At 47.9% G+C, this 23,898-nt stretch carries 26 protein-coding genes and 1 riboswitch; all 26 genes read right to left on the reverse strand.

Translation table 11 applies throughout. From position 1 onward, the window contains the following. Positions 1–2: 2 nt before the first annotated feature. The 26 genes from secA to JET16_RS13960 all read right to left on the reverse strand — a co-directional run bounded on the left by secA (position 3) and on the right by JET16_RS13960 (position 23,549). Positions 3–2,504: a preprotein translocase subunit SecA gene (gene secA, locus JET16_RS13835; RefSeq protein WP_199616736.1), complete on the reverse strand. Its 2,502-nt coding sequence runs from the start codon at positions 2,502–2,504 to the stop codon at positions 3–5. Positions 2,505–2,659: 155 nt separating this feature from the next. Continuing rightward, on the reverse strand, positions 2,660–3,217 hold the full coding sequence (hpf, locus tag JET16_RS13840; protein WP_199616737.1) for a ribosome hibernation-promoting factor, HPF/YfiA family: 558 nt from the start codon (positions 3,215–3,217) through the stop codon (positions 2,660–2,662). A gap of 194 nt (positions 3,218–3,411) precedes the next feature. Next, the gene (locus JET16_RS13845; protein WP_199616738.1) at positions 3,412–3,609 is read right to left on the reverse strand and encodes a cold shock domain-containing protein; all 198 of its coding nucleotides are present in this window, start codon (positions 3,607–3,609) and stop codon (positions 3,412–3,414) included. A 434-nt stretch (positions 3,610–4,043) separates the two neighbouring features. Further along, the gene (locus JET16_RS13850; protein ID WP_199616739.1) at positions 4,044–5,108 is read right to left on the reverse strand and encodes a hypothetical protein; all 1,065 of its coding nucleotides are present in this window, start codon (positions 5,106–5,108) and stop codon (positions 4,044–4,046) included. Positions 5,109–5,146: 38 nt separating this feature from the next. Further along, positions 5,147–5,230: riboswitch (cyclic di-GMP riboswitch) on the reverse strand. A 2-nt stretch (positions 5,231–5,232) separates the two neighbouring features. Further along, a complete protein-coding gene (locus tag JET16_RS13855) occupies positions 5,233–5,583 on the reverse strand; it encodes a hypothetical protein (RefSeq protein WP_199616740.1) in 351 nt (116 codons plus the stop codon). Continuing rightward, positions 5,580–5,966 (reverse strand): flagellar export chaperone FliS, encoded by a 387-nt coding sequence (fliS, locus tag JET16_RS13860; RefSeq protein ID WP_199616741.1) that lies wholly within the window; start codon positions 5,964–5,966, stop codon positions 5,580–5,582. The genes JET16_RS13855 and fliS overlap by 4 nt, the downstream gene beginning before the upstream one ends. Positions 5,967–5,988: 22 nt before the next feature. After that, positions 5,989–7,512 (reverse strand): flagellar filament capping protein FliD, encoded by a 1,524-nt coding sequence (gene fliD / locus JET16_RS13865; RefSeq protein ID WP_199616743.1) that lies wholly within the window; start codon positions 7,510–7,512, stop codon positions 5,989–5,991. A 22-nt stretch (positions 7,513–7,534) separates the two neighbouring features. After that, positions 7,535–7,930 carry a flagellar protein FlaG gene (locus JET16_RS13870; protein WP_233531552.1) on the reverse strand — a complete coding sequence of 132 codons (396 nt, stop codon included), beginning with the start codon at positions 7,928–7,930 and terminating at the stop codon, positions 7,535–7,537. 123 nt (positions 7,931–8,053) lie between these two features. Next, a complete protein-coding gene (locus tag JET16_RS13875) occupies positions 8,054–8,761 on the reverse strand; it encodes an acylneuraminate cytidylyltransferase family protein (protein WP_199616745.1) in 708 nt (235 codons plus the stop codon). Then, positions 8,758–9,810 carry a nucleotidyltransferase family protein gene (locus JET16_RS13880; protein ID WP_325176693.1) on the reverse strand — a complete coding sequence of 351 codons (1,053 nt, stop codon included), beginning with the start codon at positions 9,808–9,810 and terminating at the stop codon, positions 8,758–8,760. Before JET16_RS13880 ends, JET16_RS13875 begins: the two co-directional genes overlap by 4 nt. Continuing rightward, positions 9,797–10,450, reverse strand: coding sequence for an acetyltransferase (locus JET16_RS13885; protein ID WP_199616747.1), 654 nt, complete (start codon positions 10,448–10,450; stop codon positions 9,797–9,799). Before JET16_RS13885 ends, JET16_RS13880 begins: the two co-directional genes overlap by 14 nt. Beyond that, entirely contained in the window at positions 10,447–11,517 is a 1,071-nt protein-coding gene (gene neuB, locus JET16_RS13890) for an N-acetylneuraminate synthase (RefSeq protein WP_199616749.1), read from the reverse strand. Before neuB ends, JET16_RS13885 begins: the two co-directional genes overlap by 4 nt. A 21-nt stretch (positions 11,518–11,538) precedes the next feature. Next, the gene (neuC, locus tag JET16_RS13895) at positions 11,539–12,711 is read right to left on the reverse strand and encodes a UDP-N-acetylglucosamine 2-epimerase (RefSeq protein WP_199616750.1); all 1,173 of its coding nucleotides are present in this window, start codon (positions 12,709–12,711) and stop codon (positions 11,539–11,541) included. 30 nt (positions 12,712–12,741) lie between these two features. Then, positions 12,742–13,911, reverse strand: coding sequence for a LegC family aminotransferase (locus JET16_RS13900; protein WP_199616751.1), 1,170 nt, complete (start codon positions 13,909–13,911; stop codon positions 12,742–12,744). Then, a complete protein-coding gene (locus tag JET16_RS13905) occupies positions 13,908–14,918 on the reverse strand; it encodes an NAD-dependent 4,6-dehydratase LegB (RefSeq protein ID WP_199616753.1) in 1,011 nt (336 codons plus the stop codon). The genes JET16_RS13900 and JET16_RS13905 overlap by 4 nt, the downstream gene beginning before the upstream one ends. A 10-nt stretch (positions 14,919–14,928) precedes the next feature. Continuing rightward, complete coding sequence (locus tag JET16_RS13910) at positions 14,929–16,602, reverse strand: motility associated factor glycosyltransferase family protein (protein WP_199616754.1); 1,674 nt, start codon at positions 16,600–16,602, stop codon at positions 14,929–14,931. Next, entirely contained in the window at positions 16,599–17,117 is a 519-nt protein-coding gene (locus JET16_RS13915) for a hypothetical protein (protein WP_199616755.1), read from the reverse strand. Before JET16_RS13915 ends, JET16_RS13910 begins: the two co-directional genes overlap by 4 nt. Before the next feature lie 93 nt (positions 17,118–17,210). Further along, positions 17,211–18,023 carry a flagellin N-terminal helical domain-containing protein gene (locus JET16_RS13920; RefSeq protein WP_199616756.1) on the reverse strand — a complete coding sequence of 271 codons (813 nt, stop codon included), beginning with the start codon at positions 18,021–18,023 and terminating at the stop codon, positions 17,211–17,213. Positions 18,024–18,213: 190 nt separating this feature from the next. Further along, complete coding sequence (gene csrA, locus JET16_RS13925; RefSeq protein WP_199616757.1) at positions 18,214–18,459, reverse strand: carbon storage regulator CsrA; 246 nt, start codon at positions 18,457–18,459, stop codon at positions 18,214–18,216. 14 nt (positions 18,460–18,473) lie between these two features. Continuing rightward, a complete protein-coding gene (fliW, locus tag JET16_RS13930; protein WP_199616758.1) occupies positions 18,474–18,911 on the reverse strand; it encodes a flagellar assembly protein FliW in 438 nt (145 codons plus the stop codon). Between the two features lie 173 nt (positions 18,912–19,084). Then, entirely contained in the window at positions 19,085–19,651 is a 567-nt protein-coding gene (locus JET16_RS13935) for a DUF6470 family protein (RefSeq protein WP_233531553.1), read from the reverse strand. Positions 19,652–19,663: 12 nt separating this feature from the next. After that, on the reverse strand, positions 19,664–20,560 hold the full coding sequence (gene flgL, locus JET16_RS13940; RefSeq protein WP_233531554.1) for a flagellar hook-associated protein FlgL: 897 nt from the start codon (positions 20,558–20,560) through the stop codon (positions 19,664–19,666). Positions 20,561–20,596: 36 nt separating this feature from the next. Beyond that, positions 20,597–22,171 carry a flagellar hook-associated protein FlgK gene (gene flgK / locus JET16_RS13945; RefSeq protein ID WP_199616760.1) on the reverse strand — a complete coding sequence of 525 codons (1,575 nt, stop codon included), beginning with the start codon at positions 22,169–22,171 and terminating at the stop codon, positions 20,597–20,599. 33 nt (positions 22,172–22,204) lie between these two features. Next, on the reverse strand, positions 22,205–22,705 hold the full coding sequence (locus JET16_RS13950; RefSeq protein ID WP_199616762.1) for a flagellar protein FlgN: 501 nt from the start codon (positions 22,703–22,705) through the stop codon (positions 22,205–22,207). Positions 22,706–22,735: 30 nt separating this feature from the next. Further along, entirely contained in the window at positions 22,736–23,005 is a 270-nt protein-coding gene (gene flgM, locus JET16_RS13955) for a flagellar biosynthesis anti-sigma factor FlgM (protein WP_199616764.1), read from the reverse strand. A gap of 97 nt (positions 23,006–23,102) precedes the next feature. Next, the gene (locus JET16_RS13960; protein WP_199616766.1) at positions 23,103–23,549 is read right to left on the reverse strand and encodes a hypothetical protein; all 447 of its coding nucleotides are present in this window, start codon (positions 23,547–23,549) and stop codon (positions 23,103–23,105) included. Positions 23,550–23,898: the final 349 nt, after the last annotated feature.

A 23,898-nucleotide genomic window follows, 5' to 3' on the forward strand; every position in this document is an offset into this window, starting at 1 on the left:
GCCTACGCACCGTGACAATACTTATATTTCTTCCCGCTTCCGCAAGGACACGGATCGTTGCGGCCGACTTGGTTTTCGGAACGAACGGGGCGTTTCACTTGCTCCTCTTTCGTGTTGACAGCCTGCCCTTTCGCCACTTCCTGACGCTGCAGGTTCGCTTCCACTTGAGCTTTCGTGATGTACTTCGCCACTTCCTCCTGGATCGTTCCGATCATCTCTTCGAACATGGCGAAGCCTTCGAATTGATACTCGCGCAGCGGGTCGGTGCCGCCGTAAGCGCGAAGGTGAATGCCCTGCCGCAACTGGTCCATCGCGTCGATATGATCCATCCACTTGCTGTCTACGGCGCGAAGAACGATAACCTTCTCGAATTCGCGCATGAACTCCGGAGGCAGCTGGGCTTCCCGCTCTTCGTAATTTTTGCGGACGACACCTTTCAAAAACTCAATGATGTCTTCCTTCTCTTTGCCTTCCAACTGTTCCGGCGAAACTTGGCCTTCATGCAGGAAGTTGCCGTTGCCGTACTCGACGATCGCGCCTAAGTCCCAATCCTCCGGAACTTCGTCAGCAGGGCAATGTGCCGTCACAATTCGCTCAATGACCGAATCGATCATCCCGAGAACGATGTCCCGGATGTTGTCCGAGTACAACACTTCGCGGCGTTGTTTATAAATGATTTCACGCTGTTGGTTCATGACGTCGTCATATTGAAGGACGACTTTACGGATATCGAAGTTGTTGCCTTCCACCCGCTTCTGTGCGGATTCGACCGATTTCGTAATGAGGCGGCTTTCAATCGGCTGGTCCTCTTCAAAGCCGAGCTTCTCCATCATGCCCATCACGTTGTCCGCACCGAAGCGCCGCATTAATTCGTCTTGCATGGACAAATAAAATTGCGTCGAACCCGGGTCGCCTTGTCGTCCCGCGCGTCCGCGCAGCTGGTTGTCGATACGGCGGCTCTCGTGGCGTTCCGTACCTATAATATGCAATCCGCCAAGTTCCGCGACACCTTCGCCGAGCACAATATCGGTACCGCGGCCCGCCATGTTCGTCGCGATCGTGACCGATCCGCGTTGACCGGCTTGCGCGACGATCTCCGCTTCTTCGGCATGATACTTCGCGTTCAATACTTTATGCGGGATCCCGCGGCGTTTCAGAAGCCCGGACAAGTACTCCGAAGCCTCGATGGAAGCCGTACCCACCAGTACCGGCTGTCCCTTCTTATGGCGCTCGACGATCTCCTCGACTACCATGCGGTATTTGCTTGACGTCGACTTGTACACGACGTCCGGCTTGTCCTCACGGATCATCGGACGGTTTGTCGGGACGACGACAACATCGAGGCCGTATATTTTCTTGAGCTCCTCTTCCTCCGTCTTAGCCGTACCGGTCATTCCGGCCAGCTTCTTGTACATACGGAAGTAGTTTTGGAGCGTAATGGTCGCGAGCGTCATGCTCTCGTTCTGCACTTCAAGGCCTTCTTTAGCCTCGATCGCCTGATGCAGCCCGTCGCTGTAGCGGCGTCCGTGCATGAGACGCCCCGTGAACTCGTCGACGATTACGATCTGCTCTTCGTTGACGACATAATCGACATCCAGCTTCATAATCGCATTCGCTTTGAGCGCTTGCGTAAGATGATGGTTGATCAGCACGTTCGCATGGTCATACAAGTTATCGAAGCCGAACGCGCGCTCCGCCTTCGCGACGCCCGCTTCCGTGAGTGCCGCGGACTTCACTTTGATGTCGACGGTGTAATCTTCGCCTTCCACCAGCTTCTTCACGAAACGGTCGGCAGCATAATACAGCTCCGTCGATTTCGCCGCTTGACCGGAAATAATTAGCGGCGTCCGCGCTTCGTCGATCAAGATCGAGTCCACTTCGTCAATCAACGCAAAATGCAGCGGCCGCTGCACGATTTGTTCCTTATAAAGCACCATATTGTCGCGCAAATAGTCGAAGCCGAATTCGTTATTCGTGCCGTAAATAATATCGCACGCATAAGAGGTCTGCTTCTCGCCGTGCGACATGCCGTTTAGATTGACTCCGACGGTAAGGCCGAGAAATTGGTGAATTTGGCCTACCTCCGCGCTGTCCCGCTGAACCAAATATTCGTTGACGGTGACGACATGAACGCCTTTGCCTTCGAGCGCATTCAAATAGGTCGGCAATGTGGCGACAAGCGTCTTTCCTTCTCCTGTACGCATCTCTGCAACGCGACCTTCGTGAAGCACCATGCCGCCGATAAGCTGCACGTCGTAATGCCGCTTACCTAACGTACGCTTCGACGCTTCCCTAACGACCGCGAAAGCTTCCGGCAGTAGGTCGTCCAACGTTTCGCCCTTATCCAGTCTATCTCTAAATTCAGCGGTTTTCCCGCGCAGTTGATCGTCGCTTAGCGCCGCCATGCTTGCTTCGAGACCGTTAATCGTCTCCACCGTACGGAGCATGCGTTTTATTTCCCGCTCATTCGTATCTCCAAAGATTTTCTTAACAAGACCGAGCACTCGATGTTCCCCTTTCCAGGTTGAACTTTCAGCAAATATTGTAACAGTTTGTCTATGGTGTAAGCAACTTTGCCCCTTTGTTTAATACGCAAAGAAAGCCCGTTCCGTTGCGGACGGGCTTTCATTATTCACTGGTTATTTTGGTTGATATTGTATCACACTGCCGGTTCGATCAAACCGTACTTTCCGTCTTCCCTCTTATATACAACGTTTACCGACGATGTGGCCGAGTTCGCGAATACGTAAAAATTGTGTCCGAGCAGATTCATTTGCAGTACCGCTTCTTCCACATCCATCGGTTTTAACGTGAACTTTTTCGTCCGGACCACTTCAAACATATCTTCTTCCTCGTGCGGACGGCTGGCTGCGGTTTGCTCGAATGCTTCTTTAAACACGCTTCGCTGAGTACCCTCTTGGCGGGCCCTGCGGTTAATTCTTGTTTTCAGCTTCCGTATCTGGCGTTCCAATTTATCGATGACCATGTCGATGGATGCATACATATCTTCCGATTTTTCTTCCGCCCTAAGTATTGCCCCGTTCACAGGGATCGAAACTTCCACAGTATGTTTGTTTTTTATTACGCTTAACGTGACGTTCACTTCGGAAACGAGAGGAGCTTCAAAATATTTCTCCAACCGGCTCACTTTTCGTTCTGCATACTCCTTTAAAGGATTTGTTACCTCGACGTTTTTACCGCGAATGCAAAACTTCATGGTGAAATCCTCCTTTGGTTAAGCTTAACAATATTTTAACATAACATCCGGATAATTTCAAAATATTCAGACAAGTCACCGCTTACAAAATGAACGCAAAAAAACACCCCGGAGTTATCGTTCCGAGGTGTGTTGCTTGCTACGAATCCTTATGAACCATCTATTGGGTCGGCGGTAATATTTCGCCGCGATGATTACAATTTGGTTACGTTAGCCGCTTGAGGACCGCGTGCGCCTTCGACGATGTCGAATTCTACCGCTTGACCTTCTTCAAGTGTTTTGAAACCATCTTGTTGGATTGCGGAGAAGTGAACGAATACGTCTCCACCTTGTTCAGTCTCGATAAAGCCGTAGCCCTTCTCTGCATTGAACCATTTAACTTTACCTTGCATGTGACACAATCCCTTCATATTCAAGTACGTGGATGTCATACCACAACTCGAATATACCATCACATTTTTGCAAAGTCAATTAGGTCAAGCGGTAATTTCTACACATTATCGACAATTGGAAATGTTCCGAAAATTCCGTTACAAACATCTTCTTTGATACAAATAGGCGCATGAAAGCTTGTTTTCATTAGTTATGCACAAAGTTGTCCACATTATCCACAGGATTTTGTTCAAGTTGTTCACAGTTTTGATCATGAAAAGCTTGTCTTTGTCTAGCGGGCTGTTGACAATAACCGGTAACCCGAGTCATTGAATCGGTTTTGCCCATTGTGAATACTCGAGGAGTTATTGCGGCAGTTGCTAAGTACAAAAAATTCCACAGACTATTTGAATGGAAAAACCCCGTCCACAACGACAGGGTTTTACGAAACGCACTACTTGAGCTGATGCAGGAACTTATCGAGTTGTTGAATGATCGAGTCAAACTTGGAGTTTTCCGACTCTCCCGACAGCCTGGATTTCAAGCGATCAATGTCAATATCCGATAATGACCTCAAATAATCTTTCAAACGATCGACAAAGCGGTTGAACTTTTCCAAAGACACGGTTTCCCCGTACATTCTGCTCTTCTTGAAGCGATTGAAAAATTCACGTTCCAAGGCGCTGTTCGAAAAATCAAAGGTAACCGCTTTTTTGTTCCCTAATGCATCGACTGCATAAAACAGAGTATCCGATCGATTCACGCTGCTTGGGCTTTGCATTATAACAGCAGATTTATTGGTACCGTAACCGATCTCAATTGTTATACGATCCTGAGTGAATATTGTAGTCGGACTCAACGGCGGTACCGGGTTCGTATTCACCGGCGGTGGTTCTACCGGTGGTGGTTCCACTGGCGGCGGTTCCACTGGCGGCAGTTCAACCGGTGGCGGTTCAACCGGACCTCCCCCGCCGTTCAAACGATCTATGATATCTTGAATTGCATTCTGCAAATGTCCCCTTGCATTATTAATCTGACTTACTTGGTCTAACAATTTTTCTTTCAATTTCGGCGATGCATGCTCCGATCGTTGTTCGATCCGCGACTGGACGCCTTGCAGCCATTCGTCCATTCCCCGGCCGATAGTCAACAATTCTTCATCCGTGACCTCAATGCCGTTATCCGCGAACCTCTGCCGAACGTGATCCAAATATGTCCCGGATTCCTCATTTGACTGCTCTGCCCATTGATTTATATCGCTTAACAGTTTCTTCCCAAAACCATTTAAAAAGGACGAATTACCCTCAAATAATTCCAATAGCGGGTGCTTATAGATCTGTTGATGTGTAGGCCGATTTTTGCTGTTTTGAGTTTTCTCGTATACCGCTACGAGATCTTCACTTTCCTTCTTTACTCTAGAGTACTGGGACGATACCGGAACAATTGCAGAAGTTGCATGAATAGAGGTGACTTTTTCAATACCGTAGTTCTGCAACCCGGATGAAATGCTCTGCACCAAAATTATTCACATCCTTCCTAAAAAAATAGACCAATGAATAATTCATCGGCCGGTTGCATCACTAGCTCCATATACTTCAGATGCCCAAGTAAGAAGTATATTTCATTGCGTCCAATATTTATATTTACTTTTTCTTATCGAAAAAATAACTTTCTTGATAATGCGATTCATAAGCATGCTTCTGTTTGCGGGCTGAAGACATCTTTGCAATTTCTTCCGCTGCGGAAGCTTTAAATGAATTCATCTTGATTAAGATCGACTCGTCATATTTCAAAATGCTCGCTATTCGGTCTTTATATAACTCTCTATGATCTTCTTTAACAACCATCCGGGTTACTCTAAATATCAATTGTTCCCGATTGAGCAAAAATTGTTGAAGATCCTCGTAACTTATTATATTTAACCGGGAAACACATTGTAAAGTAATATTTTCCAATTCGGTGATTATTTCTTCCATGTCAACTGCCGTACTCATGAATGGCTGGCAACTTGGCTGGCATGTTTCGCAGCCTGAATCCAGGTTTCTTTCAAATCAACCAAGTAGCCCAAAACCTCTTGAATGGGTTCGACTTCTTTCTTCATATTGGCTTCCATCAGCCGCTGAAGGAAATATTCATACAATCTCATTAAACCTTCCGACACCGGCGAGGTTTGATCAAGGGTAACCATAAATTCTCTAATAATGTCTTGCACCTTCAACAAGTTGCGGTTCGCTTCTTCCATTTGACGCTGGTTCAACGCCTCGATTGACATCTTGGAAAACCGAATCGCCCCGTCATAAAGCATAATAAGCAGCTGAGCCGGAGATGCCGTTTGAATCGTTGTCTCTAGATATTTGTTGCGTTGGGCTTGTAACATCCCGTTTCCCCCTAAAATACTGTTATTGAGCGCCCGTGCCGAACTGGCTGGCCAGATAGGCGGATTGGGAGTTAAATCGTTGAATAGCGGTTTCCATCGCGCTAAACTGGCGGTAATAACGGTCCTCAACGTCTTTCAACCGATCCAGCATTTGATTTAATCGGTTGTCGATATCTTGCAATTGCCGGCCCATCAGACTATTCTCATTAAATCCGGACAAATCCGAGAACCTTGAAGTACCCGCCTTATCTGAAAAGTCTTTTAATGTTTTTTCCAAGTTGGTATACATTCGTTCCATAATACCGACATCAGAGTTGTCGCTGTCGCCGTTCCCGTCAGCGGTGAACAAAGCAAGCACGGCCTGCGGATCTTCCTCGACGGCTTTCCTAAGCTTTTCTTCGTTTTTTAAAATCAATCTGCCATGCTCCAAATAATTCCCGGTTTCAATTCCTATCGTACTAAGCATGTTATATTTCGACCCGTTACTTACACTTCCCGAAGCATCATATCTGAGCCGGTCAAACGTTTGTTCCAATATTGTATCTCTTCTTAACAGGCCGCTCTTTGCTTTCTCTTCCCACAGTTCTATTTCATTCTCGGACAATTCTTTCCTCTGCTCATCCGTGAGAGGCGGATAGTCGCGGAACTTCTGTTCGTTAAGCTTATCGTACAACAACGTATTCATTTCGTTGTATGCATCAATAAATTCGGCTATTGAATTTATTATGGCATCGGTATTCGTCTTGACCTCAATGATTGCCGCAGCCCCGCCCGCCGTATTCAACGTGATTGTAACTCCGTTAACATCAAATGTATTGCCTGTTCTTTCGGTTCTGATTCCGTTGATCGTAACATCCGCGTTCACTGCTGCCACTTCTTCCGCCGAACCGGCGGCAATTTTAAGCGTGTTGCTAAGAAAGTCGCCCGATAATGATATCTTGTCCTCATTGCCGGCCGCTCCATTAACCTTGCCCGTATTCTTAGACACAATCGATACTTTGCCGGTAACTGAATCGTAAAATGCAGTAACGTTCGTATCTCTGTTTATTTTCTCTATGACTGAATTTAACGAATCACCGCTTTCAATGGTGACAGTTTTTCCGTTCAAGGAAAAAGTGTTCGATGTAAACCCATTGATGTGACCTGCGGCAATTTCGTCCGTTAACGGCTTCGACGGGTCGAACGCGGTTGAATTCCGAATATCTGCCGAACTTCGATTGCTTGCAGCAGTGGCTTTAGCGTGGACTTCAACAGTGAGAGTTCCTGCAATAGCCGATCCCGTAGCCGTGGCCGTTAAAGCAGCGGTATTCCCGGTAACGATTGCCGTTTTGGCCGCGAGAGTAGCTTCTTTCTTAAGATTAAACAATGTATTATTCCGGAAATCGAGGAGTTTTGCGTTGATTTCTTTATATGCGTCGCGTTGCCATTGGATCAATTGCTTCTTTTGTCTCATCTGATCGACAGGGATGCGATGCGCCTTCATCAAATCTCTAATGATTTGATCTGTATCAATTCCAGAGGCGAGACCGCCAATACGAAGATTCATAACTTACACCTCCATTTCACGTTTACCTGCGCTCATCCACAAGAATTCCGGCCATTTCCCATAGCTTGGCAACGAAGTCGAGCATTTTCTCCGGCGGAATTTCGCGGATAACTTCCCCCGTTTCACGGTCATGTACGCTTACCGCAATCTGTTTCGTAGTTTCATGAATAGAGAATTCAAGGTAAGTATAAGGCCCTTGCATGGATTTTACCGCTTTTTCAATTGCTTTGATCAACTGTTCATCGCGCAGAGGTACTTGCTTGCCTTGCAGTTCAGCTTGCTTTAATTCTTTAGTATTTGTTATCGAAGCGACTGATTCAGAAGGAGAATTGCTGCTTGTTTTAATCGGAACATCCGCCGGTGTATATTTTGCTCCGATTGTCATATTGGGGGTTACTGCATTCATTTCAGATGCCATTTCGCAACGCCTCCTTTTCGGCTATTTTTCTCATATTATTTATATCGGTTCGGTTTCTTTTTTGTTTAAGAGGCTTTTTCGATCTTAAACAAAAACCCCTCTGCTAGCTGCAGAGGGATGCGGTTAAAGCTTCATCTTTGAACTTGAACGATTTTGAACACGCCGCTCGAACTCCAATATATCTTCCATATCATCGATATCGAGAGACCGTTCCCGGGGCATTCGATAAGCAACCGTATCCTCATGCAGAAAGCTTTTGTTTTTCAGCAGCGCGGTAATTTCCGAAACATACACAGCTCCATTAAGCACATAGCAAGGAGGGAGGTCTTGTCTCCTCGTGAAACCGGATCCTTCCGGAAGCACGGGAAGCATCCGGTTGTCTTCATTGATACGAAACATCCAATACGGATTTTCTTCGGTTTCCGTCACCGACACGCAGGAAGCGGAACGACTTCCAACGCACAGCTCCAAACAACCGTCGATATCCGACACCGTTCTGAGCGGAGATGTCGGTTGAAGCAGCACGACGTAGTCGTAGCCGGAGATCTCTTCCACCGCATGCAAAATCGGTTCGACACCCGGCGTCTCATCCTTGGCAAGCTGGTTTGGCCGGCGAAAAGGAGCTTCGCACCCATACCGTACGGCCGTTTCCATGATCTCCTCGTCATCCGACGATACGATCAGCCTGTCAATAAACTTGGACTTTTTCGCTTCTTCGATCGTCCAGGCGATCAACGGCTTTCCGGCGACCCGGTATAAGTTTTTCCGGGGTATGCCTTTGGACCCTCCTCTGGCGGGGATTACGGTCAAAATGCGTCGTCCCCCGATCATACGGCTCCCTCTCCATATTCCAAATTCGCCCGTTGGAAATCTTCCATTCGTCCAATGTCGAGCCAATAATCCCGAATTGGAAAAACCGCGGTTTTCTCGCCTGACCCGATAATATGATCGAACAAGGAGGGCATGTCAAAAAATGTATCTTCCGGTACATACCGTAAGCTTTCCGGTTCAATCACATAAATTCCGCCGTTAACGAAAAATTTCTGGACCGGTTTTTCTTCAATGCTTTGAATAAAGGTTCCGTCCGTGCTCACTACACCGTAAGGGATCTGAAACTCGTATTCGCGAACCGCCATTGTTGCCTTTGCCTTAGTTTCAAGATGCGTCTGCAGCAATTGACGGTAGTCCATTTTTGTCAAAAGATCGCCATTCATCACTATAACAGGTTCGTTCACACTTTCCCTTCGGAATAAGCTTAACGCTCCCGCAGTACCTAATCGTTTCTGTTCGCGAATATACGAGATCTCAATTCCTCGGTCCGCTCCGTCTTTGAAATAGTCCATTATCATATCGGCTTTGTAATTCACCGATATAAAAAACTTAACAAAACCCTGTTCAAGGAAATTTTCAATGATCGTCTCCAAGATCGGTTTCGACCCTACTTTCAAGAGCGGTTTTGGTACTTCATCTGTCAAAGGGCTCAGTCGGCTGCCCAGCCCACCGGCCATCAAGACAACCGGATTTGTTATTCGATCCTGCGCCAGGTATTCATGGATTGAATCCAGGCGAACCACACGCCCCCATTGGTCTACGATCGGAATTTGCTCCAGCCGTTTCTCCTTCATCCGGTTCAACACCACTTGGCGGCTATCGTCCGTACGGCATACAACCGGGTTATTATTCATAATTTGCCGGACGGGAGCTTCCAATGTGACGTTCCTCAAAATACCCCTTCTCACATCACCGTCAGTTACCGTCCCGATCAACCGATCGTTCTCATCTATGACCAACGCGATTCGCATCGCACCCCGGTTAATCATTTCCAACGCACGAATAATCGACATCTCCGAATCGATAAAAATATCTCTAACGATCGCCACTTCGTCTCAACTCCTTTGCCGGGACTCCTACAGCCGTAATATAAGGGGGCAAATCTCGTGTAACTACGGCGCCTGCGCCTACAACACTTTCCCGGCCGATTCTCACGCCTTGCATTACGACCGCTCCCGCTCCGATTAACACTTCCTGACCGATCGTCACATTGCCCGATAATACTGCAGCGACAGCAATGTGGGAATGTATTCCTATGACGCAATCATGATCTACGGAAGCCCTGGTGTTTACAATGACATTGGCACCGATCGATGCTGACGGCTGAATCACCGCACCGGCCATAACTTGGGCTCCTTCTTCAATGATTGCGCTCTTTGAAACTATCGCCGCCGGATGAACAACTGCGGCAAAGCCATACCCTAACGACTTGTACCGCTCAAACACTTTGCGTCTTGTCGTCGGAATTGAAGCCGCTCCAATTCCATTAACAAGCAAAATGTCACTAACCGGAAAAATATCCGGGAACTCCTCATCGGTTATCGCTGGATACGGTCCGTTTGACCCGTCGCGTTCAGGGAGAACGACACATGCGATGTCGGCATTCAACAATTCCAAGCTATCCATCAGTACTTTCGCATGTCCGCCATAGCCGATGACCGCTACCTTTCGATTCGCTAACGAGTTCATAAATGGTCGTCTTTCCGATACGTTCTTTGCGCCAGCTTGCCTGTCAATTCCCAATAGTCCATCGGAGAGCGGCCGTCCCCGGGACGTTTAACAGTAACTTGTTCCGGCAGTATCGTCTGCCCCTCGCCGATGTCCTCAAGCGCATATAAGGACTTTCTTGCTATGCGGATATTTTTGCGCTCGGACGGTGTCGGCCGCTTGGCCCGTATACCCATAGCCAATTCTACTTGCCTAATGCTGCGTATCATCAGCTCCAACTCGTCCGGTTCCAACGAAGCCTTATGATCAGGTCCGGGTAACGAACGGTCCAGCGTAAAATGCTTTTCAATAACGTCAACCCCTAATGCGGCGGCCGCCACAGGGACGGCAATCCCTTCCGTATGGTCCGAAAACCCCGTCCGCAGTCCGAACGAGTCTCTTAACGTTAAGATGCAGCGAAGGTTGACTTCATCAAACGGAGCAGGATACTCTGTCGTACAGTGAAGCAAAGTAACCTTCTCTTTGAGGAGCTCTTGCGCTTCACTAGACCCATATGCGGCGTAAAAGGCTTCCTTCGAAGGCGGTTCCTGCGAATTTGTGTACCCGTACGCCAACACGGCTAACGCATCTTCTATTTCACCAAGAGTGCTCATGCCGGTTGATAATATAATCGGTTTGCCGGTTTTAGCAGCCTCCAGCAGTAAGGGGCCATTCGTTATGTCTCCGGAAGAAAATTTAATTTTCTGAACTCGCAATCTCGAATTTAAAAAGATCAAGCTTTCCAAGTCAAACGGCGTCGATAGAAACATAATCCCCAAAGCCCTGCATTTCTCCGCCAACAGAAAGTGGGCCTCCTCCGAAAGCTCCAACCGTTTCAACATGTCGTATTGGCTTTCGGCGGCATCGGTCGACCGCTTCTGATATTCGGCCTTGGCGGCATTTTTGTTTACAAGCTTGTCCGCTTTAAACGTCTGGAATTTCACGGCATCAGCCCCGGCTTTCGACGCCGCTTCTACAAGACTGTAAGCCAGATCAACATCACCGTTATGATTGACACCGGCTTCCGCGATTATGAACGTTTGTTTCATAGGCCCACTCCTCGTATCATCTTATGGTCGCTCGGCGATGTCGCGGAACGTTTTGATCCGCAAGGCTCTCGGGTCCGATTGTTCTATAATGCGCTCTATTCGTTCAGCAGCCGTACCGTTACCATAAGGCAGCTTCATATTACGTATTCGTTCAAGGAAACTGTCGCTGGTGCCGATTCGAATCGCTGCGGCGATTTCTTCCCACCGTTCGCCGCAATCGATAACGCTCGCCGCACGAATTCGCCCTTTCTGTCTGATTCCTATATTTACGGTAGGTACACCTACCGCAGGAGCTTCAATAATTCCGCTGGATGAATTTCCGATCACCAATTTCGAATGCCGCATCGCATTTACATAATTCTGCCGCCCCAACGATTCCGCACATTTGGCACGATCCGGTTTATTGGAGCAATAATCCAAAATCATCCGGCGAATAGCTTCATTCCCGGGATCGGCATTTGGCATAGTAAATAAAAGAGAAGCTTCTTCAAATTGATCAAGAGCAAGCAGCAATTGTTCTAACGCCCGCGTTCCAGTTTGCGAGTCAAGTGTCACAGGATGATAGGTGATAAGAAACGTGGGCGCGTGAAAAGTAAAATCCAGCCTCGTTCCTAATTCCTCGCGAGACATTCGCTTCGTCCGCACGACATTATCTACTCCCAATGCACCTACGTTAAAAACCCGTTCCGGCTGTTCCCCCATCTGAATGACACGTTCGCGGTACGGTTCGGCAGACGTAAAGTGAAGATGGGACATCTTCGTAATCGCATGACGGAAACAATCGTCGATTGCACCCTCCGTAATTTCGCCGCCATGGATATGCGCGATGGGAATTGTAAAAAGAGTAGCCGCCGTTGCAGCGCAGAACGCTTCGTACCTGTCGCCTAGAATCACGACCAGGTCCGGCTGCAACTTCCCCAAGACATCGCCCAAGCCGTCTAAAACCGCCGCCATTGAAGCTAAAACCGCCCCCGGACGATCGCTTCCCAATGGCATATTAACTTCAGCATTAATGAAAACTCCGTCTTTACGTATCTCATTGACGGTATACCCATGCGTCTGCGACAAATGCGTCCCGGAAGCAATCACCTGCAGTTCCAACTTTCCGTTATCGGCTATCCGTCTTATCAATCCGCTCAGCAGTCCGTAATCAGCCCGGGTGCCGGTGAATACGCACACTTTTCTTTTTCGCAATTCCATCGCACCGCCCAAATAAACTCTATTTCACCCGATCGCGGCTCCGCTCGGAATGTTGATGATACGCGCCGCCAATGAGTCCGCCGTGTTCACATCCATAGAAGGCATGCCGGCGTACATCTCCAATCGGTTTATCAACCGCCAAGCCGGTCTGCACAAGTATCCGGCTTCGTGTAATGCAAACAATACATCCTCGCGATATATTGCGTTTTCAGGCTCGAGAATAATCGTTTGAAGCCAGTAATTGCTCTTGGATTGCTCAGGTTCAGCATATAAACGGACACCTTCCACTTGAGCAAACGAAGCATCGTATGACGAGAACAACCTTCGTTTCGCTTCGACAAATTCGGTCAACTGCTCCAATTGCGCGCACCCTAACGCGGCGTTAATATTCGGAAGCCGATAATTGAAACCGACGGCATCGTGAATATATTCCCAGGCATGAGTAAGTTTGGCGGTTGTCGTGAGATGCTTCGCCCGTTTCGCAAGATCCGGGTCGTCCGTGAGGATAGCCCCGCCGCCTCCTGTCGTAACGATTTTGTTGCCGTTAAAGCTTAGCGATGACAAGACGCCGAAAGTGCCGGTATGTTTGCCCTTATAATACGAACCCAACGATTCCGCCGCATCTTCTACAAGTGCCATACCGAAATCATCGCAAAGCTCGGCAAGCGAGTCCAAATCGACTGGGTGGCCGAATGTATGCATAGGAACGACGGCTCGAATCGGGCGGTTCGTTTGCCGGTTATATAAGACGCCTCCTTGCATGTAACCGATCTTCTCAAGATGAGTTCGCAGCTTCACAGGATCGATGCCTAGCGTACGTTCTTCAATATCCGCGAAATGCGGGACTGCTCCGATATAAGATACCGCGTTAGCTGTGGCGATGAACGTCAAGGAAGGAACGACCACCTCATCCCCGGCCTTCACTCCTGCCAATAGCAAAGCCACATGCAATGCGGCGGTACCGTTGACGGTAGCGACAGCAAACCCTGATCCGGTAAATCGGGCCAAATCCCTTTCAAACCGATCCACATATTGTCCGACGGAAGAAACCCAGCCGCTATCCAAACAATCTTTCACATAATCCCATGCCCGGCCTCCGATCGACGGCTCATGGAGCGAAACGGGCGTGTCCGCTTCTGGGACGACGGAACGGACGGCACCGACGATGCTTTGAATCCAATCTTCATTTTTCATATCGTATACATACCAGTCTTGTACATTTCGAGATGCTTCGGCTCGCTAAACCAGCGGATTGTTTCTTCCAGCCCTCTTCGCAAACCTTCTTTCCCGGCGAACCGGGGTTCCCAACCGATCAGCTGTTTCGCTTTGGAGTTATCCGCCCACAACCGCTCGACTTCGCTCTTTTCAGGCCGTAGCCGCCGTTCATCGGATTCGATGCGGATCTGCGTTTCCATGATATCCGCGATCATTTCGACCGTCTCGCCTATCGAAATTTCGTAGTTGCTCCCGATGTTGACGGTTTCGCCCACCGCCTGTTCCGACTCCATCATTTGAATAAATCCGCTCACCGTATCCGTTACGTAATTAAAATCGCGAGTCGGATGAAGCGACCCCAAACGGATCGAGCGTTTGCCGGAAGCAATTTGCGTTATAACCGTGGGAATGACAGCACGAGCGGACTGTCGGGGACCGTACGTATTGAAAGGTCTTATGATGGATACCGGGGTTCCGAAAGACAGATAGAATGACATCGCCATTTGATCCGCTCCAATTTTTGATGCGGAGTATGGGGATTGGCCTTGCAAAGGATGCTCTTCGGTGATGGGCACAAACCGGGCCGTGCCGTACACTTCGCTGGTGGACGTATGCACCACTTTGGATACGTCCAGTTCCCGCGCCGCTTGAAGTACATTTAATGTTCCCTTGATATTCGTATCGACATACGTATCCGGCGAATGATAAGAGTACGGGATGGCAATCAAAGCAGCCAAATGAAGAACCGCATCGCAGCCTTTCATTGCCTGCTTGACGCCGTGCGGATCCCGAATGTCGCCCAGAACAACGTCAAGAGACGTCTTGACGTCTTTATCCGCATGATCCAACCATCCCCAGGAGCCGAGTGAATTGTATAACACAAAAGCCCTCACGTTGTAGCCTTCGCGCACCAAAGTTTCGGTTAGATGGGACCCTATAAATCCGTCCGCCCCCGTAACAAAAATAGTTTTACCGCCGTTCATCATTTTACCCCACCTATAAGAATGGCTGTAGTTTAGATTCGTTAAGAAACTTCTCTAAGAAATCCGACGTTTCCTGTATCATATTTTTCACTTCTTTGACCATGCGGACCCGGTCTTCGTTGCTGTATTCCGGCTTATCCATCTCGTATTCGAAGAAGTTGTTCAGACGTTGAAGGGAGTAGGAAAACTGGTTCAAAATTACGCCTTCATACCATTCGTTCTCACGCAAACGAACGAGGTGCCGAAGCACGAGCTTCAACTCTTTAACCGTCGCCGTATATTCGCTCACATTCCGTAATTTTCGTAAAACCTCTTTCAACTGCTTGTACAATTTTTTCAGTTCCGCCATGCAAATATCGACAGCTTCTCTGCCAGTCTCCGTAGAAGCCGCCAAAGTACGCTTGAGATCTCGTTCTTCCCTCACAAATGAGAATGGAAATTGTTCTGCCGGCAAATAAGGAGCCCCTTGTATTTTTGCTCCATGCTTCGCAAGGTTGTAAATTTTGATGCGTTCCGGGTCCATCATACTGATCATTCCATTAAATGTTTCCAAGAAGGCGTATAACATGCTGTTCGTCCCCACCTTCTCCCCGCTGTTGCTGTCAATTTCAAATTCAATGGCAAGGGTTTTAGCGGCACTGTGGTAACGAACCCCTTCCGCATAATAACTTCCGTTCTGGAAGGCCAAATCCTGTCCCACCAAATACACCTCTGAAAAACCTAAGTAATTCAGGATGTTTAAGGTTACATTCGCTACGGAAGGAACGCTTGGCAAATAAGGAAGGGCAGGAAAGAAACGTTTGGATATATCGTCGGATTCAAGTCCAAATAAAATCACAGGGCCCTTAAAATTCCTAATGATATTGGAATTTGCCGTCGTCCCGATGAACATGGGGCCTTCATAACGGGTATCCTTGAAATGAGCTTCAAAGTTCGTCTCGCTTGAATCGTAAGTTACTGTAAAATCGGGATTGATCCCGTGGCTAGTGAGTCCGTTTACCGCGGAACCCGCGGCGAAAATATACGCCGACTTCTGCATGGCGGAAAGATACGGAATGCTATCCTTCAGCGAAGGACCCGCAGCCGCCAATATCGCCTTTTGTCCGACGAAATGACCCCTAAGCTCTTGCAACTGAAGTATCTCCCGATTGTATTCCAAATTCAGTATCGGCTCCAACAGCCACTCTTTGCGATATTTCATTTGCGTTATATAATTCAACCGGACGAGCTCCACGCTCCGATGAATCGATAGCAAGACCGATTTCATATATTCCGGATTCGTTCGATCGTAATGGGGATGGAACATGATTTGAAAGTCTACGCCACGGTAACGTTCCAGAATTCTCCGGAACGATGCGGTTAAAAATGCGAAGTTTGTATAGTGATCGACCGTTACACGGTCAGTATGGCAATGTTCGTTTAAAAATTCAATCTCTTCAAACGGTTCTAGAATAAACAAGTGAAGATATTCACCTCGCCGGATCAGCTCTTGTACAACATCACCATTCCCGTATCCAATCAACACAAAGACGGCATGACGCTTCGAATGCGTGTCGGCGAACTTCTGCGCCTCGCGCTTTGAAGAATACAATGATCCCAGAGGTATCCGGCGGGCTCCTTCCTCATATACGAACACCTTCTCTCCTTGATCGGAGAATGACTCAGTAATCGTATAGGTATCAATCATTGAACCGGTTTCCTTTCTTCAAGCGACTTCTTGAAATTTTCCAGCATAGGAATGCATTCGTACTCCAGAACTTCTCGCAAGTAACTGTCGTTATTGGATTCAATCTGCGTGAGCACACGATTTGCAAGCAATTCAACTTGTTCTTCTTTAATGTCATCAATATTAAAGTATTCCCCGAGATGTGCCAAGTGCAACAACGATTCCATAAGATCGGAGAAGGACCGGTACAAAACCGAAACTTCCTCTGTCTGAATGAGTCCTTGCAATTGCAAGATTGCGTCCTCCAAGAATTCGAGCGTGGTCTGCACCGTTTCGCTTTCCAACTCGGAAACCGCAATAGCTTGCAGGTTGGCATCTTTATTCTCCAAGTGATGCATGACTTTTTCCTGGCTCATTGGCTGACCTTCCTCGTCTACAATAACCCATTGTTGTTCTCTCAATAAAGCCATAACATTATCAAATGTTTGTTGAAGCGAATCGCCGATCGGTACCAGTTGTCCATTGACGAACACCATGTTTATCCACCTTTTCCTTAATTATGAAAAATGATAGATAGCGCGGGGCTATCTATCATTTTTAACTGATCATTCAAACCGAGAACGTTTCGCTTATCGCAACAACTGAAGAACGCCTTGCGGTGCTTGATTTGCTTGTGCAAGCATTGCTTGAGCAGCTTGAGTCAAGATGTTGTTCTTCGTGAACTCCATCATTTCCTTGGCCATGTCTACGTCGCGAATACGGGACTCAGCTGCGGCCAAGTTCTCGGATGCTGTTCCAAGATTGTTGATGGTGTGCTCAAGGCGGTTTTGAATGGCACCAAGGCTGGAACGCTGCCCGGACACTTTGGAAATTGCTTTATCCAACGCTGTGAGAGCTGCATTGGCGCCAGCTTGTGTGGAAATCGTCGTAGTGTTGATACCAAGGGCGGACGCTGTCATTGTACCGATCGTTAATGTCAACACTTGGCCTTGATTTGCACCAATATGCATATCTTTGCCGGTGAACGTGCCGTTGATCAGCTTTTGAGTGTTGAATTCCGTCGTTGTAGCAATCCGGTTGATCTCGGAACGCAGAGCCACAACTTCCTTCTGAAGCTCCGCACGGTCCGCATCCGTGTTTGTGTCGTTCGCCGATTGAACCGCAAGTTCGCGCATCCGCTGGAGAATGGAATGCGTTTCATTCAAAGCGCCTTCGGCTGTTTGAATCAAGGAGATACCGTCTTGCGCATTCTTAGAAGCCATGTCCAAACCGCGGATTTGGCCGCGCATCTTCTCGGAGATTGCCAAGCCTGCCGCGTCATCACCTGCACGGTTGATACGAAGACCGGAAGACAATTTCTCCAACGACTTGGATACTCCAAAGTTATTAGCCGTTAGCGAGCGGTGCGTGTTAAGTGCGGAAATATTGTGGTTAATTCTCATGTGCCAATTCCTCCTTGAATATGTATCCCACTTCCATGTGGTAAGCTTTGACTCGATGGGTCGGCCGCCCCATTAAGTCTCACATTATTTATATCGACAAAATTCTCGTTTTTATTAATGAATTATCTCGCGAAATTCGGATGTTTTTCGCGAAAAACAAGAAAAATTATTAATCATTTGTGATTTATCATTATTTTTCTTTAATTTTCTTTGAATTAATCGCTAAAACCCTTAATTCATCAATTCCAATTTCTGTTTTCGACGCCTCTTGGTTCGACTCTTTAATGGAGAGATATACTTCTTTACGGAAGATCTCCACTTCTTTCGGCGCTTGAATTCCTATTTTTACGGTATCCCCCTCGATCCCAAGAACAACCACCTCAATATGATCCCCGATCGTGATCGATTCACCCTTTTTCCGAGTTAACACCAACATATTGTATCCTCCTGTTAAACGGAACGTACGGGGGGCAGCAACGGATGTTTCGTCCCGTAATCTGTTTCATGAAGTATGACCTGTTTTCCTTGTTTCTCTCTAACGTTAAGAATGATCGGGGCTTTTAAGTTAAGGGTTGCATCTTGAAGAGAAGCCGGAACGGTAACGACGGACCATATCGCTATTTCCTCCGTTTGTGTGATCTTCAATTCAATTTGTTGGCTCTCGCTTAGCTGAAATTCATAGTTATGATAATAAAGGAACGGGTCTGTGACCAAAAAAGCTAAATCGCCGTTTTCTACCGATTGCAAGTAACAAAAGGGCATGTCCTGCGAAGGTTGCAGCAAAACATATTGTTTACAATACTCAAAACCGGGTACCCCTGCGGGAAACGTATAAATTCCCGTCTCATCGATCTCGATGGCGCCGAAACGGGAGGTGTGAATTTTCATAAACTACCCCTTTCTTATTAGAAAAACTTGTTCGGAGTACACTCAAGGAAGCAAGCCCGCGATTAAAGCAAGTTTTTCTTAAAACTTTAGAATTGCTGTTTGCTCGTATTATATATTCTATAGTTATTAAAAAAGCTGTAGGTCCGTTTGCTCCTACAGCAAGGTTAGCCGTTTTACAATGTAAGGTCAATTGCAGGCGGGATTATTTCCACTTGGTTGCGCTGCCGCATGTAGATGTCGAGCTTCCCGCGTGCATAGGAAATCTCGGGCGGCCGAACTTGCACTTGAATATCGGCGCCCCCTTCGCTAATTCGGATATCCGGTTTGCTTACGGTATAGTGCAAGTCAACATTATCATAAGAAGCCGGACCCATATAATTAAAATCGCGGGAACGAAACGCCCCTTCCTGAGCGATTTCCGCAATCATATCCGTCCGAAGATGAATTGAAGCCAAGCGGTCGCCCTCTTCCGCGATGCGAGCGATCCCTTCTAAAGCTACCCGGTGCGCTTCCGACCGAATTCTGCTCATAGCTTCCAAAATGCCGCCCAATCCTAAAGCGTCCCAAGCCTTGCTTTGGTCGATCTCCAATCGGCCTTGCCCGGCACGAATATCGAGCTTCGCGGCCGTTTGCCGAATTTGCATATCCGCCCGCGGTTGACGCATCTCGTACTTGCCGAGATCGGCATCAATCCCGATTTTCGCAAACTGCTGATTAATTTGTATAATTGGTATCCGCATATGACCTGCACATCAACGCAAGAAATCAATCAAACTCGGCCGAATAAGACGTGAGCCGGCAGATAAAGAGGATTGGTAAATGTTTTCACTCATCTTCAAATTCGTAATAACCTCGGCCATATCGGCATCTTCCGTTTTGGACTTGAGGGTTTGCAGGTTGATGCCGATATCCTTTAAACGCTGCTCAGCCAGTTGAAGCCGGTTTGAACGTGCGCCGATTTCCGCACGGACTTCGAGAAATTTATCAAGACGTGTATCCAATTTCCCTATTGCATTGTTAACGCCGGCTTGATTCCCGGATCCAAGCGCCGTGATAAGGTCTTGCAGCACCCGGAATGTATTATCCGTCTCGGACGGTGTGCCGAACACCTGATTGCCTGTCACGCTTACCGGCATCGTCACCCCCGGACTTATTTCAAACCGAATGTCGACGTTATCGCTGGACTGGCTCATAGCTGCTGCTTCCGTATAGGGCGCGACGTCCGTTAATTGCCCGTTAAACACATACTTGCCGTTATATTCGCTATTTCCTATTTTGACCATCTGTTGGTACAGCTGCTCGACCTCGCTCTTTATTGCGTTAAGCGCAGTTTGAGGGTTCGTACCGTTAGCGCCCTGAACCGCCAGCTCCCTGGCGCGTTGAAACACCTCACCAGCCTGGTTTAGCATCGTATCCGTATAATCGAGCCAAGAGTTTGCAGAGTCCACATTCTTCTCGAATTGATCGTTAGCCGACAATTCGCTGCGATAACGCATCGAATAGCTAATACCGACAGGATCGTCCGAAGGTTTGTTAATTCGGCGTCCGCTGGCGAGTTGATTTTGCAAGTCGTCCATTCTCCGCATGTTATTGTTCAAGTTGCGCAACAACTGAGAGTTCATCATATTTTGCGTCACACGACTAGGCAAGAAAGATCACCTCCTGAACTTACTCGCGAAACAAAATTATCTGCCCACAACACCCATACCGTTGATTACCTTATCCAACATTTCATCCACGGCTGTCATAGCCCGTGCGGCAGCATTATAAGCATGTTGGAACTTAATCATATTCGCCATTTCTTCATCGAGCGATACGCCGCTTACACTTTGCCGGCGGTTGTCGACTTGTTCCACAAGAATCGTTTGATTATCCGCTTGACGGGCCGCTTCTTGACCTTGCACGCCAAGCTGCCCGACTACCGCGCGGAAAAATTCGTCGAACGAACCGTCGGTAAGAATCGGCAGACCCGTCTCATCCGGATCAAAGTTGACGCGCAGGTTGCGAATACCGGCGATCAGAAGCGCCATATCGCCGTTACCCTTTACTACCTGCTCCGTGCCCGAACTATCGATATAAGTACGCATAGACGACGCAATGTTCCGCACGTTTGCCACGATTTCGGGATTGACCGCCACACTCTCGGCTGACAAAGAATCATATCCATCTTTCACTACAAAGAAGTCTCCTCCGGGCACAACGCCGGGATTTAGAGTGTACCCCAACCGGTGAAGTCCGTTCACTCCATTGATGACTACCTTCAAATCGGACGTTAAAGTTCGATTCGCACCGCTGTATGTTGTCCCGTCGATAACTGTTCCTTCAGGAAGGACGGTTCCTTTCGGCAATGTAATTGTCGTCTTGCCTTCCACCATCGCCCGGATCATGCTGTCCAACTGGAGTTGATAGTTCGGAATAATCTGATCTCGGGAAAGAAACATCCCGTAAACTTCACCGGAGGAAAGATCGCCGGAGTCGACCGCCGCTTCGAGCATTTCCGCCGTAAACGGCCCTCCTGCCGTGGTACCGTTAACAAGCTGAATCGCACCCATCCGCACGTTATAGCCTGCTTCAGTTCGTTCAAGAGAAACGTTCACGATTTTGGACAGATCATCCATAATGAGATCCCGTTGGTCGCGCAAGTCATTGGCGTCGTTGGCCAACCCTTCGACGCGATAAATCTCTCTGTTTAAACTCGCTATTTGGTTCGCGAAAGTATTAATTTGGGTTACTTTCGCGTTAATATTGCCGGTAATATCGCCAGCGTAATCTTTCAATTGTTTCCCCGTATGGTTGAACGCATCCACCATCGCAAGAGCGCGTTCCTTGACTACGGCCCGCGCGGTTAGATTGTCCGGTTCCTTACTCAAATCTTGCCATGAGTTCCAAAAGCTCTCGATGGTCTGCCTAATGCCGCTGTCGGTCGGTTCATTAATAATGGCTTCCAATTTCTCCATAGTGTCCCGACGTACGGACCATTCACCGAGATATTTGTTTTCGCTCATAAATTGATCGTCCAAAAATGTTTCACGTACGCGCCGTATCGAATCGAACTCAACGCTTTGTCCGAGTTGGCCCGGGGTATTGCTGCGCATGAATCCGGGAGCTTCGATCGGCCGTGCCGCGACGAAATTAACCGTTTGCCTGGAGTATCCCCGGGTGTTTGCATTCGCAATGTTATGGCCGGTGGTTGAAAGCGCCGTTTGGTGCGCAAACAACGATCGCTTGGATATTTCCAATCCGCCGAAAGTGGATCTCACTAATAATAACCCCTTTCTCCGTACAACCCGTTATTAAGCTTTCGAATCGAAATAGCCCGCCCGTTTCGTCGGGCTGCTGTTATTGCTTGCAGGATTCCGGTAAACCGGTTCTTCATCCGGACCAAGAACTAAATCTATCGAATAATTTACAAAAGCGAGCGACTGTTGGATAAGCTGTTGGTTAAGCTGGTTGGCGGCTGCCAATCTTTCAATGTTTGACGTCAACCGATCGCGAGCCGATAACAGCGCTTCCTTCGCATCCGGTTCGAATACGAGCCGTGACAATTCGGTTACCGAAATTGCCCGTGCAGGCTGCAAGCCCCGCGACCGGAAGAACGCATTCGTCGAATCCGCCTGTTCTTTCAACAAATCGTCTACGCTCCGCATTATCTTCGTCTCTTTATTTACAGTTGCCGATACTTTATCAACTTCGTTGTGTATAAGTGCGGCTTTCTTCTGTTCCGCCAAATCCAGCAAAGCTTCATGCGCCTCGGCCAGCCGGCCGAGAATGCCGATCAGTTGTTGTACAGGCAATGTTATTCACCCTTATATTTTCATACTGAATTATTTCAAATACGGAAGCAGCTTCTCCGCGATGCGGTGCGCATCCACATGGTAAGTGCCCGCCTGCACCGACGATTTCAATTGTTCCAAGCGCTGCGCTCGCTCCGTATCGCCGGTCCGCTGGGCTTCCAGCAGCTCTTTCGCTTCCGCGGATATATGAACGTCGTCTTTCGCTTTCAAACTCTTGCCCGACGCTTTCGCGTCCTTCGCATTAACATTATTGCGATATGCGTTCAATGAAGAAAGCCGCCCGGATTCGTTAATTTTCATCAGAGACCACCGCCTTGTCGACATAAAAAAAAGAAAACCGATATTCTATAATTAATATATCGGTTCCTCTACGCAAATCATTAATATGAAATTAGAACTATGCCATCCGTCTTCTCAGATGCCTCTGTTCTTCCTCGACTTCGTAGATGCGAATTTTCATGCCGTCCAAATCTTTCTGTACACGATCTACCTTTCCATCGATTCGCCTAACATCGTCGGTCAATGTGTCCACACGTTCAGTGAGCGTATCCACGCGCACAGTCAATGTATCAACACGTTCGGTCAACGTATCTACGCGCACAGTCAGTGTATCAACACGTTCGGTGAGCGTATCCACGCGCACAGTCAGTGTATCAACACGTTCGGTCAACGTATCCACTCGCACAGTCAGTGTATCAACACGTTCGGTCAACGTATCCACTCGCACAGTTAATGTATCCACTCGTTCGGTCAGCTTGTCCACCCGCTTTGACAAACCTCCGACTTCTAGCATCAGTTCACGCAGCGCTTGCAAAACTTCTTGCTGAAACTGAGCTTCGGACATAACATTTCCCCTCCAGCGCATTATAGAATGATTATAACTCTAACATTTCGCCCGTCCCAGTCTTGACATTAACGATCCTTCAAGAACCCGTCTCCTTGTTGCCGGTCTATCCTTCTGCGCTCATCTTCTCTTAAATTTTGTACGTCCTTGGACAATCTCTGTCTGCAGGATTCGCAAATATGCCCCTCGCGAATGGAGGCGCCGCACACTTCGCACTTGTAGGACATATTCTGATACTCGGCAATTGAGATACGTCCTTCGCGTATAAAATTGGTGATCGTATTCGTGCCGACACCTGTTCCATCGCTTAATTCGGAAAGAGTGCACTTGCGATTCTCTCGTAAAAACA

Origin of the sequence: Paenibacillus alkalitolerans, from assembly GCF_016482785.1 — a bacterium.
Lineage (GTDB): Bacteria > Bacillota > Bacilli > Paenibacillales > YIM-B00363 > Paenibacillus_AE > Paenibacillus_AE alkalitolerans.